We start from the raw sequence: 15715 nt of genomic DNA on the forward strand, positions 1-15715 counted from the left end.
TTATTTAAGATTTGCTATCTTAACTGCGTGCGGCCTGAAAATTAGGGCTGCGCCCTTGTAAACAATGATAATAATTTACGGCGCAGCCACGATTTCCCTGGTGTTGGCGCAGTATTCGCGCACCCCGGTCAAGCCGGGGTCATTTTTTTTCCACGCTTGCCACCCAGGCCTTCAATACCGCCACGTCGTGCTGCCACTCCTGCTTCATCTCTTCAATCCATTCAGCAACATTATCTTCCCAGGCTGGAAGGTCTGGCGACTGGATTTGCTGACCTAACTGTTGCAGGTGGCGCAGCCCCACGGAACCTGCCGCGCCTTTAATTTTATGGCCTTCCTCAACAACGCCTTTTTTATCCCGTGCGGTCAGATTGGACTCCAGCACGCTCAAATATCCCGGCATCATCTTCTCAAACACCGCCAGCCCGTCGGTTATTAACTTCGGTCCCACCAGCTCGAGGTATTGTTCCAACATAGGAATATCTAACAGCGCTTGCGATTTACTGCTCTCTTCAGATGTCACAGTGCTCTCCTCTTTGTTTCGGGTATCCCAGTATTTTTTGATCATGGCGGTTAACGCCGGAACCGACAGCGGTTTACTCAGCACATCGTCCATTCCCGCGTCCAGATACTCTTTTTTATCTTTCAGAACGTTGGCGGTAAGCGCAACCAGCGGCGGCAGGTCCTCACGGGCGTATTTTTGCGTCAGCTCGCGCGAGATATCCAGACCGGTCATATCCGGTAGCTGAATATCCAGCAGCACCAGGTCATATTCGCCCGGCGTGAACATTTCCAGCGCGGCTTTCCCGGTCATGGCGACATCCACGCTGTTGCCCAGTTTTTCCAGCACTGAACGCGCGACAATAACGTTCAGTTCGATATCTTCCACCAACAGTACATTCAGAGCTGGCAGCGGCATGTCATCGTCTTCAAAGGCGTCCTCAATCTCTTCCGCTACCGCAGGCGCATGCACGGTCAGCGTAAAGATGGAGCCTTTGCCAGCCTGGCTGGAGACCGTAATATCGCCGCCCATGTTTTTTGCCAGACGCTTCGATACGGCCAGTCCAATCCCGGTTCCCGTTGCCGGTTTGCCGCCATTGCTGTCCTTCACTTGATAATACATGGCGAAGATTTTATCTTGCTCATCCTGCGGAATACCGATCCCGGAATCTTCAACTTCGAAATGCAGTATATTCCCCTGGTCATAGCGCGCCCGCACGGTTACCTGCCCCTGCTGGGTAAACTTCACGGCGTTGCTGATCAGATTCCACAGAATCTGGCGCAAACGCGTGCCGTCGGTAATGACCTTATGCGGTAGTGGTAACGTCGGCTCAAGCACAAAACGCAGCCCTTTTTGCTGCGCCTGCAGGCCAGAGAGGTTTTCCAGATCCGCCATAAAGCTGGTGAAATCGATCGGCTGGTTATCGAGCTGAACTTTACGTCGCTCCATCTTATCCATGTCGATAATATCGTTGAAAATATTCCCCAGCGTCACGGCAGAGACGTGGATTGTTTTCAGGTATTTTTCCTGCTCAGCGGTCAGATCCGTATCCAGCAGGATCCGGCTTAAGCCGACAATGCCGTTAAGCGGGGTGCGCAGTTCGTGGCTGATGGTAGAAATGAAGGTGGTCTTATCGCGGCTGGCGCGCTCTAACGCGTCCTGATAACGCTTACGCTCGGTAATATCGCGCCCAAAACCCATCAGACCATGCCGCTTACCTACGCGGTCATAGTAAGGCACTTTGCGAATTTCAAAGCAGGCTTTGCGCCCGTCCGGATAGTCCAGCCACTGTTCGTAGGTGAGCGAGACGTTATGACGGAACACCTTCTCGTCGGTTTCAATGACCTTTTCTGCCGCCTCAGGGGAGTAAACATCAGCCGGTTTTAAATTCACCAACTGCTTTTCGCTCTTGCCGGTCAGCAGTTCCATGGCACGGTTACAGCCGGAAAATTCTTTATCTTCATTACGATAAAAAACCAGATCCGGCGAGGCATCAAGGAAAGAGCGTAAAAAGGAAGACTGCTGCTCAAGCTGAATCTGCGCTTCTTCGCGCTCTTTGATTTCAACCTTCAACTGCTCGAACGTATCCTGGCGCTCCGCTTCGGCTTTTTCGCGCTCAACAATTTCCTGGTTGAGCTGGGCAATATTATCTTTCAATTGCACATTGAGCTTGAGATCGCGCTCGCGCATCTCTTCCAGCTTTTGTACCAGTCGTGACAAGCGTTGCCGGGACTCTTCCAGTTGCTCCACCACCACTGACAGAAAATAGACGGCCCAGGGGGTAATCAACAGACCAAAAAAGATAGAGCGGATAACATCAATGCTTTCTACCTGGCCATGCAGCACCATGGTGACAGCCATCTGCACCACAATCGCCAACACGACCAGCGCCAGCGCCAATAACAGCGAAAAGCGCACCAGACCCAATTTCATCATCAGGTCGACGTAATATTGCGCCAGCATACGGATTTGCTTCATAGAGGGTTCCTTCACGACAACTTGGCACAATAATACTCAATTCTCAGCGTGACGTTGAAGATTGTGCAAGAAATGCGGAGGTTATCGGTGAAATGACCGAGGAGAGATTCAACGTGGGCCTGATAAGCGTAGCGTCATCAGGCAAGCAGGCGCAGATTGCCGGATGGTTAGCTCCCAGGCTGAATCCACGGAGTGCCAAGCGCAGAGCCTTGAACACCATGAGCATTGAGATAGCGATCCAGTTCGACCATCCCGGTCCAGCGGTTTTCACACCATAGCGGAGCCAACAGCATTGGGCGACGCGCGCTGGCAGAGATTCGATGATAAATCACCTCTGGCGGCGTATGGCGGATCATCTCCCCGGCGGTAACCGTGTAGTCGTCCAGTTCAATTCCGTTCAGCCGTCCGGCTTCCCAGGCCTTTGCCATCGTACTGCCTTTCACAATATGCAGCGGATGCAGCTTAATACCGTCAACGCCCGTCTCCACCACTCGTTCCATGGTTTGCAGACAGTCTGCCTGTCCTTCTCCCGGCAGGCCAACAATCAGGTGTGAGCACACTTTCAGCCCGCGCTCGCGCGCCAGCCGCGTGGTGTTCTGATAGCAGGCAAAATCATGGCCGCGGTTAATCCGGTGCAGAGTTTTGTCATGCGCGGTTTGCAGACCGAGCTCCAGCCATACCTCATAGCCGAGGTCTTTATACTCACAAAGCAGATCGAGTACCGCATCCGGCACGCAGTCGGGTCGCGTCCCAACGCATAACCCGACGATGTTGGCCTGGCTGACCGCCTGTTGATACATCGAACGCAGCACCTGTACTTCCGCGAAGGTGCTGGTATAAGCCTGGAAATAGGCCAGATAGCGTCTGGCGCGATTGACCAACTGCGCCTGATGCTCAAGCTGCTCGGCAATTGAATGGTGCTGCTGTGCTTCATCGGCAAACGAGGCGACATTACAGAAAGTACATCCGCCGCGTCCGATGGTGCCATCACGGTTTGGACAGCTAAAGCCGCCGTGCAGCGTGAGTTTATGAACCTTTTGCCCATAACGGCGAGAAAGATCCCCACCAAACATATTGACTAATTTCTGTAACTGCATAATCTGGTAGACCGCGCCTTGAAAAGAGGCCAAAGCCTGCCATTTTTTGCCCCAGTCGGCGATGACCTGGATCAATCGCCCTGGCGAGCCTTTATTTATTGCATAACAAATCAAAATAATCGAAATTCCATTCACTCAAAATATAATTACTTTTCCTTATATCCAGCTGTTTTTTTTATCTTCTTATACTCTCAGCGTAAAAACAGTATCTTTAAGACGCCAAAACTCTAAAAACCAGCATAAAATGCCAAGTATATCGATAAACAAAGGGAGGACGAGAGATATCCGGCCTTTCTTACAGTGAGACAGATCACACTTCCCAGGGCATCCTCCTCAGGTTATATCAATGTATAAAACCCTTTTATTTCAATATTTTCATAAAGTTAATTACCCAATAGCACATTTTTGCATAAATAAGATTGCCATTTGACCTGTGTGTGGATTCCCGATAACTTGGAAATCCGCTGGAAGCTTTCTGGATGAGCAGTCTGCTCATCATATTTATGCAGTAATTGAGATTCCCTCTGAAGCAAGTCCTCAAACTTGTTTGACCTGTGCGAAAAGGATAAAGAGGGCGAATGCGAGGTAAGCGTATGACACGCAAACCCCGTCGCCATGCTCTTGGTGTGCCCGTGCGCAACGGTCCAGATGGGAATCCCGCAGAGCCTGGGGAGGTTCACTGATATGTTGTACGATAAATCCCTTGAGAGGGATAACTGTGGTTTCGGCCTGATCGCCCACATAGAAGGCGAACCTAGCCACAAGGTAGTGCGTACCGCCATACACGCACTGGCCCGCATGCAGCACCGTGGCGCAATTCTTGCCGATGGAAAAACCGGCGATGGTTGCGGCCTGCTGTTACAAAAACCTGACCGCTTTTTCCGCATCGTAGCGCAAGAGCGCGGCTGGCGTTTAGCCAAAAACTACGCCGTCGGCATGATCTTTTTAAATAAAGACGCTGAGCTGGCAGCGGCTTCTCGTCGCATTGTAGAAGAAGAATTACAGCAGGAGACCCTGTCGATTGTCGGCTGGCGCGACGTGCCGACTAACGAAGGGGTTCTCGGTGAAATTGCGCTCTCCTCCCTGCCTCGTATCGAGCAAATTTTTGTTAATGCCCCTGCGGGCTGGCGTCCGCGTGATATGGAGCGTCGCCTGTTCATCGCGCGCCGTCGTATCGAAAAACGCCTCCAGGAAGATAAAGACTTCTACGTCTGTAGCTTGTCGAACCTGGTCAATATCTATAAAGGTCTGTGTATGCCGGCGGATCTGCCGCGCTTTTACCTGGACCTGGCGGACCTGCGTCTGGAATCGGCCATCTGCCTGTTCCACCAGCGCTTCTCCACCAACACCGTACCACGCTGGCCGCTGGCGCAACCGTTTCGCTACCTGGCGCACAATGGTGAAATCAACACCATCACCGGCAACCGCCAGTGGGCGCGCGCTCGTACCTATAAATTCCAGACGCCGCTGATCCCTGATCTGCACGACGCCGCACCGTTCGTTAACGAAACCGGCTCCGACTCCAGCTCAATGGATAACATGCTGGAACTGCTGCTGGCTGGCGGGATGGATATCATCCGCGCCATGCGTCTACTGGTGCCGCCGGCCTGGCAGAACAACCCGGATATGGACCCGGAGCTGCGCGCGTTCTTCGACTTTAACTCCATGCACATGGAGCCGTGGGATGGTCCGGCGGGTATCGTTATGTCCGACGGTCGCTTTGCCGCCTGTAACCTTGACCGCAACGGCCTGCGTCCGGCGCGCTACGTCATCACCAAAGACAAGCTGATTACCTGCGCTTCTGAAGTCGGGATCTGGGATTATCAGCCGGATGAAGTGGTTGAGAAAGGTCGCGTCGGCCCTGGGGAGTTGATGGTTATCGATACCCGTAGCGGGCGCATTCTGCATTCGGCTGAAACCGATGACGATCTGAAAAGCCGCCACCCCTACAAAGAGTGGATGGAGAAGAACGTCCGCCGTCTGGTGCCTTTCGAAGACCTGGCTGACGATCAGGTCGGCAGCCGTGAACTGGACGATGACGCCCTCGCCAGCTACCAGAAACAGTTTAACTACAGCGCTGAAGAGCTGGATTCCGTTATCCGCGTGCTCGGTGAAAATGGTCAGGAAGCGGTCGGTTCAATGGGTGATGATACCCCGTTTGCCGTGCTCTCCAGCCAGCCGCGCATCATTTATGACTACTTCCGCCAGCAGTTTGCCCAGGTCACCAACCCGCCGATCGACCCGCTGCGTGAAGCGCACGTCATGTCGCTGGCCACCAGCATCGGTCGTGAGATGAACGTCTTCTGCGAAGCCGAAGGTCAGGCGCACCGTCTGAGCTTTAAGTCGCCGATCCTGCTGTACTCCGATTTCACCCAGCTCACCACCATGAAAGAGGAGCATTATCGCGCTGACCGACTGGATATCACCTTCGACGTGACTGAAACCACGCTCGAAGAGACCGTCAAAGCATTGTGCGATAAGGCTGAACAGATGGTGCGTAACGGCACGGTGCTGCTGGTGCTCTCTGACCGTAATATCGCAAAAAACCGCTTGCCGGTTCCGGCACCGATGGCCGTTGGCGCAGTACAAACACGTCTGGTAGAACAAAGCCTGCGTTGCGATGCCAACATCATCGTTGAAACCGCCAGCGCCCGTGACCCGCACCATTTTGCCGTTCTGCTCGGTTTTGGCGCGACGGCCATTTATCCGTATCTGGCGTATGAAACGCTGGGACGTCTGATCGACACTCAGGCGATTGCCAAAGATTACCGGACCGTGATGCTGAACTACCGTAACGGCATCAACAAGGGTCTGTACAAAATCATGTCCAAAATGGGCATCTCGACCATCGCCTCTTACCGCTGCTCGAAGCTGTTTGAAGCCGTTGGTCTGCACGATGATGTTGTGGCTTTATGCTTCCAGGGCGTGGTCAGTCGCATCAGCGGCGCGGGTTTTACCGACTTCCAGCAGGATCTGCTGAACCTCTCCAAACATGCCTGGCTGGCGCGTAAGCCTATCAGCCAGGGCGGTTTGCTGAAGTACGTTCACGGCGGCGAATACCACGCCTACAACCCGGACGTGGTGCGCACGCTGCAACAGGCAGTACAAAGCGGCGAGTACAGCGACTATCAGGAATATGCAAAACTGGTCAATGAGCGTCCGGCGGCCACGCTGCGCGATCTGCTGGCGATTACACCTGGCGATGAAGCCGTAAGCATTAGCGAAGTAGAACCCGCAACCGAACTGTTTAAACGCTTTGATACCGCAGCGATGTCTATCGGGGCTTTAAGCCCGGAAGCACACGAGGCGCTGGCCGAAGCCATGAACAGCATCGGCGGTAACTCGAACTCCGGTGAAGGCGGCGAAGATCCGGCGCGCTACGGCACTAACAAGGTGTCGCGCATTAAGCAGGTGGCTTCCGGTCGCTTTGGCGTAACCCCGGCGTACCTGGTCAATGCTGATGTCATTCAGATTAAAGTCGCTCAAGGCGCGAAGCCGGGCGAAGGCGGTCAGTTACCGGGTGATAAAGTCACCCCGTACATCGCCAAACTGCGTTATTCGGTGCCGGGCGTGACGCTGATCTCCCCGCCGCCGCACCACGATATCTACTCTATCGAGGACTTAGCGCAGCTGATTTTCGACCTGAAACAGGTCAACCCGAAAGCGATGATCTCGGTGAAGCTGGTTTCTGAACCAGGCGTCGGTACCATCGCCACCGGCGTGGCGAAAGCCTATGCGGATCTGATTACCATTGCCGGCTACGATGGCGGTACCGGGGCAAGCCCACTCTCCTCGGTAAAATACGCGGGCTGCCCGTGGGAACTCGGTCTGGTGGAAACCCAGCAGGCGCTGGTGGCTAACGGTCTGCGTCACAAGATCCGTCTGCAGGTCGATGGCGGTCTGAAAACCGGCGTCGATATCATTAAAGCGGCAATTTTGGGTGCAGAAAGCTTCGGTTTCGGCACCGGCCCCATGGTCGCGCTGGGCTGTAAATACCTGCGTATTTGCCATCTGAACAACTGCGCAACCGGCGTGGCAACTCAGGATGACAAACTGCGTAAGAACCACTATCACGGCCTGCCGTTCAAAGTGACTAACTACTTTGAATTTATCGCCCGCGAAACCCGCGAGCTGATGGCGCAACTGGGCGTGAAACGTCTGGTGGATCTGATTGGTCGTACCGACCTGCTTAAAGAGCTGGAAGGGTTTACCGCCAAGCAGCAGAAGCTGGAGCTGTCTCGTCTGCTGGAAACCGCTGAACCGCATCCAGGTAAAGCGCTGCATTGCACTGAAAACAATCCGCCGTTTGATAACGGCGTGCTGAACGCCCAGCTGTTACAGCAGGCGAAACCGTTTGTCGACGAGCGCCAGAGCAAAACATTCTGGTTCGATATACGCAACACCGACCGTTCCGTCGGCGCATCACTGTCGGGCTATATCGCTCAGACGCATGGCGATCAGGGGCTGGCATCTGACCCGATTAAAGCGCACTTCAGCGGTACCGCAGGCCAGAGCTTCGGCGTGTGGAACGCGGGCGGCGTGGAGCTGTATCTGACAGGCGATGCCAACGACTATGTCGGTAAAGGCATGGCGGGCGGCCTGTTGGCAGTGCGTCCTCCGGTTGGCTCTGCTTTCCGTAGCCATGAGGCGAGCATCATTGGTAACACCTGCCTGTATGGTGCTACCGGTGGCCGCCTGTTTGCTGCGGGTCGTGCGGGTGAGCGTTTTGCGGTGCGTAACTCCGGCGCTATTACCGTGGTTGAAGGTATTGGCGACAACGGCTGTGAATATATGACCGGCGGCATCGTGTGTATTCTCGGCAAAACCGGCGTCAACTTCGGTGCAGGCATGACCGGCGGATTCGCCTACGTGCTCGACGAAGACGGTGAATTCCGCAAACGCGTGAACCCGGAACTGGTAGAAGTACTGAGCGTGGACTCGCTGGCTATTCATGAGGAACACCTGCGCGGCCTGATTACCGAGCACGTACAACATACCGGTTCTTCACACGGCGAAGAGATCCTGGCGAACTGGCCAGCATTCTCGGCGAAATTCGCGCTGGTAAAACCGAAATCCAGTGATGTGAAAGCACTGTTGGGTCACCGTAGTCGTAGCGCAGCAGAGCTGCGTGTGCAGGCGCAGTAAGGGGTAGCAGCAATGAGTCAGAACGTATACCAATTTATCGACCTGCAGCGCGTTGATCCACCGAAGAAACCGCTGAAGATCCGTAAGATCGAATTTATCGAGATCTACGAGCCGTTTTCCGAAGGCCAGGCCAAAGCACAGGCAGATCGCTGTCTTTCCTGCGGCAACCCGTACTGCGAGTGGAAGTGCCCGGTACATAACTACATCCCGAACTGGCTTAAGCTGGCGAATGAGGGACGTATTTTTGAAGCGGCAGAACTGTCGCACCAGACTAACACTCTGCCGGAAGTCTGTGGCCGAGTGTGCCCACAGGATCGTCTTTGTGAAGGATCCTGCACGCTAAACGATGAGTTCGGTGCGGTGACTATCGGCAACATCGAGCGCTATATCAACGATAAAGCGTTCGAGATGGGCTGGCGTCCGGATATGACTGGCGTTCGCCAGACGGACAAGCGCGTGGCGATCATCGGTGCAGGTCCGGCGGGCCTGGCCTGTGCTGATGTGCTGACCCGCAACGGCGTGAAGGCGGTGGTATTTGACCGCCACCCGGAAATCGGCGGTCTGCTGACCTTCGGGATCCCGGCATTCAAGCTGGAGAAAGAGGTCATGACCCGTCGCCGTGAAATCTTCACCGGTATGGGCATTGAGTTCAAACTAAACGTGGAAGTGGGCCGCGACGTGCAGCTTAACGATCTGCTGAAGGATTACGATGCCGTGTTCCTTGGCGTAGGTACCTATCAGTCGATGCGCGGTGGGCTGGAAAACGAAGACGCTTCCGGCGTATTTGATGCCCTGCCGTTCCTGATCGCCAATACCAAACAGTTGATGGGATTTGGCGAAAGCAGTGATGAGCCGTACATCAGCATGGAAGGCAAACGCGTCGTTGTTCTCGGCGGTGGCGATACCGCGATGGACTGCGTGCGGACCTCGGTTCGCCAGAACGCGGCACACGTAATCTGCGCCTATCGCCGCGACGAAGAGAACATGCCGGGTTCCAAACGCGAGGTGAAAAACGCGCGTGAAGAAGGCGTCGAGTTCCAGTTCAACGTCCAGCCTTTAGGCGTGGAAGTGAATGCCAACGGTAAAGTGTGCGGCGTGAAAATGGCGCGCACCGAAATGGGCGAACCGGATGCGAAGGGGCGTCGCCGCGCGGAGATCGTCGCCGGTTCCGAGCACGTTGTTCCGGCTGATGCGGTGGTACTGGCGTTTGGCTTCCGCCCGCACAGCATGGAGTGGCTGAAAGAGCACAGCGTCGAGCTGGATTCTCAGGGCCGTATTATTGCTCCGGAACGCAGCGATAACGCCTTCCAGACCAGCAACCCAAAAATCTTCGCTGGTGGCGATATCGTGCGTGGTTCGGATCTTGTAGTCACCGCGATTGCCGAAGGTCGTAAAGCGGCAGACGGTATCCTGAACTACCTGGAAGTGTAAGTAAGCGTCTTCTGGCATCTCATCTTCAAACGCTGATGAGATGCCAGATTCCTCGCAACCCCCCTGCCTCTCCCCTCTATCAACACCGTGAAAGAGAACTAAAAAAACATACGGAAACGTTTGCTTTATTCTGAGAACTGTATATTATGCGGCGGATTTTTTGGGCAAAATTCATGGAGGCGTTGTGTCGCAGGACAACAATTATAGCCAGGGCCCCGTCCCTCTGGCGGCGCGGAAGGGCGTGATTCCACTAACGTTTGTCATGTTGGGACTCACATTTTTTTCCGCCAGTATGTGGACCGGTGGCACACTCGGTACCGGTCTTTCCTATAATGATTTCTTCCTGGCAGTTCTCTTCGGTAATCTTCTCCTCGGTATTTACACTGCATTTCTCGGTTTTATCGGCGCAAAAACAGGGCTCTCAACCCACCTTCTGGCACGTTACTCATTTGGTTTGAAAGGTTCATGGCTTCCCTCACTGCTCTTAGGCGGTACACAGGTAGGCTGGTTTGGCGTTGGTGTGGCCATGTTTGCTATCCCGGTTGGCAAAGCGACGGGGATTGACGTCAATATTCTGATTGCGGTTTCCGGTCTGTTGATGACCCTGACTATCTTTTTTGGCATCTCGGCGCTGACCGTTTTATCTATCATCGCCGTACCTGCCATCGTCGTTCTTGGCAGCTACTCCGTCTGGCTGGCGGTGAGCGATGTCGGCGGTTTAGACCATTTAAAAGCGATAGTGCCGCAGACACCGCTGAATTTCTCCACCGCACTGGCGCTGGTGGTCGGCTCATTTATCAGCGCAGGCACGTTAACCGCCGACTTTGTCCGCTTTGGCCGCAACGCCAAAGGTGCGGTACTGATTGCCATGGTGGCATTTTTCCTTGGCAACTCGTTGATGTTTATCTTCGGCGCTGCGGGTGCCGCCGCTGTTGGACAGGCGGACATCTCTGACGTGATGATTGCTCAGGGCCTGCTGCTGCCCGCGATTGTGGTGCTCGGCCTGAATATCTGGACCACCAACGACAATGCGCTCTACGCTTCAGGTTTGGGATTTGCCAATATTACCGGCCTTTCCAGCCGTTCGCTGTCGGTGGCTAACGGTATTATCGGCACACTGTGCGCACTGTGGCTTTACAATAACTTTGTCGGTTGGCTGACATTTTTGTCGGCAGCGATTCCTCCAATTGGTGGAGTGATTATCGCCGACTATCTGCTGAACCATCGCCGATATGCCGACTTCAGCAAAGCACAATTTATTTCCGTAAACTGGATAGCTATCCTGTCCGTTGCACTGGGCATTGCCGCCGGTCACTATATTCCCGGTATCGTACCCGTCAACGCCGTACTCGGCGGCGTATTCAGCTATATCCTGCTGAACCCACTTTTCAATCGCAGCCTTGCTAAATCACCAGAGGTCAGCCATGCAGAATAATAACATCACCATTCGTCAGGCGCGTTTACAGGGACGCGAAGGATTGTGGCAGCTCACGGTTGAAAACGGACGCTTCAGCCGAATTGAGGCTCAGGACGCAGCTACGTTGCCGCAGGGGGAAGTGCTTGATGCCGAAGGTGGCCTGGCAATCCCACCGTTCGTAGAGCCACATATCCACCTGGATACCACGCAAACCGCGGGGGAGCCGAGCTGGAACCAGTCTGGTACGTTATTTGAAGGCATTGAGCGCTGGGCCGAACGTAAGGCAATGCTCACTCACGATGACGTGAAAGCGCGCGCCATGCAGACTCTTAAGTGGCAGATGGCCAACGGCATTCAGTATGTTCGCACTCACGTTGACGTTTCCGACCCAACGCTGACCGCGCTGAAAGCCATGCTGGAGGTGAAGCAAGAAGTCGCTCCGTGGGTAGAGCTACAGATTGTCGCGTTCCCGCAAGAGGGCATTCTTTCTTATCCCAACGGTGAAGCGTTATTAGAGGAAGCCGTGCGTTTGGGGGCCGACGTCATTGGCGCTATCCCCCACTTTGAATTTACGCGTGAATATGGCGTGGAGTCGTTGCACAAAATTTTCGCCCTCGCGCAAAAATACGACAGACTTATCGACGTGCACTGTGACGAAATTGACGATGAGCAATCACGCTTTGTTGAAACCGTCGCGGCGCTGGCCCATCGCGACAATATGGGCGAGCGCGTGACCGCCAGCCATACTACGGCAATGCACTCCTATAACGGCGCGTATGCTTCCCGTCTTTTCCGCCTGTTGAAAATGTCCGGCATTAACTTTGTCGCGAATCCACTGGTGAATATTCACCTGCAAGGGCGCTTTGACACGTATCCTAAACGCCGCGGCGTCACACGCGTCAAAGAGATGCTGGAGGCGGAGATCAACGTCTGCTTCGGCCATGATGATGTCTTCGATCCGTGGTATCCACTGGGCACCGCGAATATGCTGCAGGTACTGCACATGGGGTTACATGTGTGTCAGCTGATGGGATACGGACAAATTAACGATGGCCTGAATCTGATCACCACCCACAGCGCGAAAACCCTGCACCTGCAGGACTACGGTCTGAGCGTGGGGAATTCCGCGAACCTGGTGATTTTACCGGCAGAGAATGGGTTTGACGCGGTTCGTCGCCAGACGCCTGCACGTTATTCCATTCGTCACGGGCGAATCATTGCCGAGACTGTGCCGAGCCAAACGACGCTGCATCTGACGCAGCCGGAAGCGGTGACGTTTAAGCGCTAGGTTGTAATATCCGGTGTCGGATGGCGCAAGCCTTGCCATGCGACACCGTCACTCTCATCGTCAGGTGTGTAATAAACTGGCGCGCACCTTGATCACCACCTTTTTGATGTCCATCGGAGCCTGTACCACGCAGCCCGGCTTATGCGGCTCGCCCGGCATAAAAATCACAAATCTTCCCGGCTTCAGTACCATCGCCTGCTCATCGGCAATCTGGCTACACAGCTGATAATCATCCTCAACGTGCATCTCTTCGCACTGACGAGCAGAATCAGTCATCCCGAACAGAATGCGTTCTTCACCAGATAACAGCACCTGAATATCAATGTACTCCCTGTGCAGTTCCGCTTTCTTTTGCTCCGGGCTCTGCGTTGCAAATTGCATAACATTCATAAAAATATTATCGCCCTGCAACTCGTAGCGCCCTGGCGTTTTCTCCTGCGGATTCGCCGCAACAGCCAGCGTTAACGCCTGCTGCAAAACCGGATGTAATCCGGCAGAAGGCAATGAACGCAACTCAGCTGACATCATAATCAATCTCCCTGGGCCAACAGCGCGGCCCCCAGTAATCCAGCGTCATGACGGTAATGCGCCGCCCGTAACTCTACGTGGTAAGCCGAAGGCTCTTGTGCCAGATAGTTTTCCACCAGCGTTAGATACCCTTCTGCCAGCCCCACGCTGCCGCCAATCACCACAATCTGGCAATCGATCGTGGCCTTCACATCGGCGATAAGCCTTGCCAAAGTACGTGCCGAACGATGGATCAACCGACTGGCCTGCTCATCACCCTGCCCGGCGCGGCTAAAAATGGTTTTGGCGTCGCATCCAGCAAGCGCGCCTTCGGCAGCAGCCGCGATCCCACGACCGGAAGCGATCGCCTCGACACAACCCACACGCCCGCAACCGCACACCGGCCCATGCGGATCAGCCAGCGTATGTCCCAGATGCCCGGCCAGACCGCCAATCCCGGTCAGCAGCTTCCCATCACTTACCACCCCGCCGCCTACACCAGTGGAGACGGTGATAAACACCATATCGCGGTACTCGCCGCCAAGCGCATGATACTCAGCCCACGCCGCGGCCTGCGCGTCATTGACTGCCAGCGTCGGCAAAGCGGTGAGATCTTCTAGCGTTTGCACCAGAGGAAAATGCAGCAGCCCGCCGAGGTTGTGCGGGTTCAGCGCCAATAGAGAACCGTCGCGGATAATCCCCGTTGAGGCGATCGCCACCCGCGTTGCCTGCCCCTGTAGCGGCACAACCAGTGCTTGTAACGCGGCACGCAGAGCATCCGGTGTTTTGCTGGCGGGCGTCGGCAATTCATGACGCTCTTGGATTTGCAGGCTGCTGTCTACCAGTGCGACAGCCAGTTTGGTGCCGCCAATATCAATCGACAGCGTGGTCATAGCACCGCCTTTTTAAGCGCTGTGTTGTACCACTGGCAAATGTGCTCCAGCCGGGTAATGGCTGAGCCGACTGTCACCGCCCATGCGCCATGACGCATCGCCTCAGCGGCCTGCGCTGGCGTGTTGTAACGTCCTTCAGCAATCACCCGACAACCCGCGTCGCTTAAAGACTTCACCAGAGCCAGATCCGGTTCTTCGGGCGTTTCTGGCGTGGTATAACCAGAAAGGGTAGTGCCAATGATTTCGGCACCGAGTTTCTGGCAGGCCATGCCATCCGCCATGGACGAACAGTCAGCCATCGCAAGGCGTTGGTGATGATGAATACGTGCCAGTAAGGTTTCTACAGGTACCGGACGTACGCGATCGGTACCGTCGATGGCGATGATGTCAGCGCCTGCCTGCGCTAACGCATCAACATCCTCCAGATATGCGGTGATGCGGACCGGAGAGTCATCAAGGTCACGTTTGAGAATGCCGATAATCGGCACCGAAACTACCGCCCTGGTCGCTTTCAGGTTTTCCACCCCTTCAATGCGTAACGCCACCGCGCCAGCCTGTTCTGCGGCCAGCGCCATCGCCGCAACAATTTCCGGTTTATCTAACGGGCTGTCAGGAACAGGCTGGCAGGAGACAATCAGCCCGCCGTTCGCGGCAATCTTGATATCCAGTTGTTCAAGTAACGACATGCTTATTCCCTTATGACTATTGCCCGGTGCAGGACCGGGCAAACGGATTAACTTTTGGATTTCACCATGGTGCTTTTGTCGCCGCCAAACGGCACGGCCCCGCTAAACGGTTTGCCATCAATGGCATCATGCGTACGCAATGCTTCAGGCCGCAGCCAGCGCTGTACGCGAGACGGCATATCGAGACCAATCAGCAGGATCACCACAAATGTCAGGCCGAAAGAGAGCGATCCCAACGCGGTGCCCAGATCCAGTCGTTGGGCAATCAGCGCACCGATGATCGGTGCCAACGCCCCGCCCAGTGCACCCACGTTGTAGGTGAAGCCCAGACCCGCCGCACGCTGGTCGGTATCGAAATAGCCGCCAATCAGTTTTGGTAAGATCCCGGAGATCCCCTGACCGAGCATTTGCTGGAAAAACAGCAGTAAACCCAGTACCCAGACGTTTGAGCCGCCAATCGCAAACACTGGAATAATCAGCAACTGCGAAGCCAGCAGACTGCAGACATAGGCCTTACGCGTGCCCAGCCAGTCGCCAAGAAAACCACCGACGCAACAACCGACCGCCGCGCCAAAGCCGCTAAAGAAGAGCACCCTGGCGACAGTGGAAGGGTCATACAGCAATTCGGTTTTCAGATAGGTTGGCAGCAGCGCCTGAATCGGCCACGAGTAAAGGAAGGCAAACAGCACAACCACCATCAGCATGACGCCCGTCGGCCAGCGTTTCCCGCTGCTTTGCACCATAAAACTAATGAAGATAAACGCGCATATCAGGC

10 protein-coding genes are annotated in these 15715 nt (G+C 54.9%); 4 read left to right on the forward strand and 6 right to left on the reverse strand.

The features are described from left to right. Positions 1-139: 139 nt before the first annotated feature. On the reverse strand, positions 140-2476 hold the full coding sequence (gene arcB, locus KQJ19_RS13665) for an aerobic respiration two-component sensor histidine kinase ArcB (protein ID WP_016154693.1): 2337 nt from the start codon (positions 2474-2476) through the stop codon (positions 140-142). Positions 2477-2643: 167 nt separating this feature from the next. Then, complete coding sequence (locus KQJ19_RS13670) at positions 2644-3573, reverse strand: TIGR01212 family radical SAM protein (RefSeq protein ID WP_049040958.1); 930 nt, start codon at positions 3571-3573, stop codon at positions 2644-2646. Between the two features lie 684 nt (positions 3574-4257). Between KQJ19_RS13670 and gltB the strand changes: the two genes are divergently transcribed. The 4 genes from gltB (at position 4258) to KQJ19_RS13690 (ending at position 12854) form a co-directional block, all read left to right on the forward strand. Beyond that, positions 4258-8718: a glutamate synthase large subunit gene (gene gltB, locus KQJ19_RS13675; protein WP_141875709.1), complete on the forward strand. Its 4461-nt coding sequence runs from the start codon at positions 4258-4260 to the stop codon at positions 8716-8718. A gap of 12 nt (positions 8719-8730) precedes the next feature. Then, on the forward strand, positions 8731-10149 hold the full coding sequence (locus tag KQJ19_RS13680; RefSeq protein ID WP_016154696.1) for a glutamate synthase small subunit: 1419 nt from the start codon (positions 8731-8733) through the stop codon (positions 10147-10149). Positions 10150-10333: 184 nt separating this feature from the next. Next, entirely contained in the window at positions 10334-11584 is a 1251-nt protein-coding gene (gene codB, locus KQJ19_RS13685; protein ID WP_047358527.1) for a cytosine permease, read from the forward strand. Continuing rightward, positions 11574-12854, forward strand: coding sequence for a cytosine deaminase (locus KQJ19_RS13690; RefSeq protein WP_016157577.1), 1281 nt, complete (start codon positions 11574-11576; stop codon positions 12852-12854). Before codB ends, KQJ19_RS13690 begins: the two co-directional genes overlap by 11 nt. A gap of 60 nt (positions 12855-12914) precedes the next feature. On the opposite strand, the gene nanQ is transcribed toward KQJ19_RS13690, so the two are convergent. The 4 genes from nanQ to KQJ19_RS13710 form a co-directional block, all read right to left on the reverse strand. After that, a complete protein-coding gene (nanQ, locus tag KQJ19_RS13695; protein ID WP_131380176.1) occupies positions 12915-13382 on the reverse strand; it encodes an N-acetylneuraminate anomerase in 468 nt (155 codons plus the stop codon). 2 nt (positions 13383-13384) lie between these two features. Beyond that, positions 13385-14254 (reverse strand): N-acetylmannosamine kinase, encoded by an 870-nt coding sequence (nanK, locus tag KQJ19_RS13700; protein WP_216403757.1) that lies wholly within the window; start codon positions 14252-14254, stop codon positions 13385-13387. Beyond that, positions 14251-14940, reverse strand: coding sequence for an N-acetylmannosamine-6-phosphate 2-epimerase (locus KQJ19_RS13705; protein ID WP_019077794.1), 690 nt, complete (start codon positions 14938-14940; stop codon positions 14251-14253). The genes nanK and KQJ19_RS13705 overlap by 4 nt, the downstream gene beginning before the upstream one ends. Before the next feature lie 47 nt (positions 14941-14987). Beyond that, positions 14988-15715: MFS transporter (locus KQJ19_RS13710; RefSeq protein ID WP_216403758.1), on the reverse strand; the 728-nt coding region annotated here is incomplete at its 5' end.

Source organism: Citrobacter sp. S46_ASV_140 (genome assembly GCF_018919545.1).
Lineage (GTDB): Bacteria > Pseudomonadota > Gammaproteobacteria > Enterobacterales > Enterobacteriaceae > Citrobacter > Citrobacter braakii.

What these genes read in the sequence shown, in the direction of transcription:
- arcB (WP_016154693.1), bottom strand. Translation starts at nt 2,476, where the DNA reads ATGAAGCAAATCCGTATGCTGGCGCAATATTACGTCGACCTGATGATG.
- KQJ19_RS13670 (WP_049040958.1), bottom strand. Translation starts at nt 3,573, where the DNA reads ATGCAGTTACAGAAATTAGTCAATATGTTTGGTGGGGATCTTTCTCGC.
- gltB (WP_141875709.1), top strand. Translation starts at nt 4,258, where the DNA reads ATGTTGTACGATAAATCCCTTGAGAGGGATAACTGTGGTTTCGGCCTG.
- KQJ19_RS13680 (WP_016154696.1), top strand. Translation starts at nt 8,731, where the DNA reads ATGAGTCAGAACGTATACCAATTTATCGACCTGCAGCGCGTTGATCCA.
- KQJ19_RS13690 (WP_016157577.1), top strand. Translation starts at nt 11,574, where the DNA reads ATGCAGAATAATAACATCACCATTCGTCAGGCGCGTTTACAGGGACGC.
- nanQ (WP_131380176.1), bottom strand. Translation starts at nt 13,382, where the DNA reads ATGATGTCAGCTGAGTTGCGTTCATTGCCTTCTGCCGGATTACATCCG.
- nanK (WP_216403757.1), bottom strand. Translation starts at nt 14,254, where the DNA reads ATGACCACGCTGTCGATTGATATTGGCGGCACCAAACTGGCTGTCGCA.
- KQJ19_RS13705 (WP_019077794.1), bottom strand. Translation starts at nt 14,940, where the DNA reads ATGTCGTTACTTGAACAACTGGATATCAAGATTGCCGCGAACGGCGGG.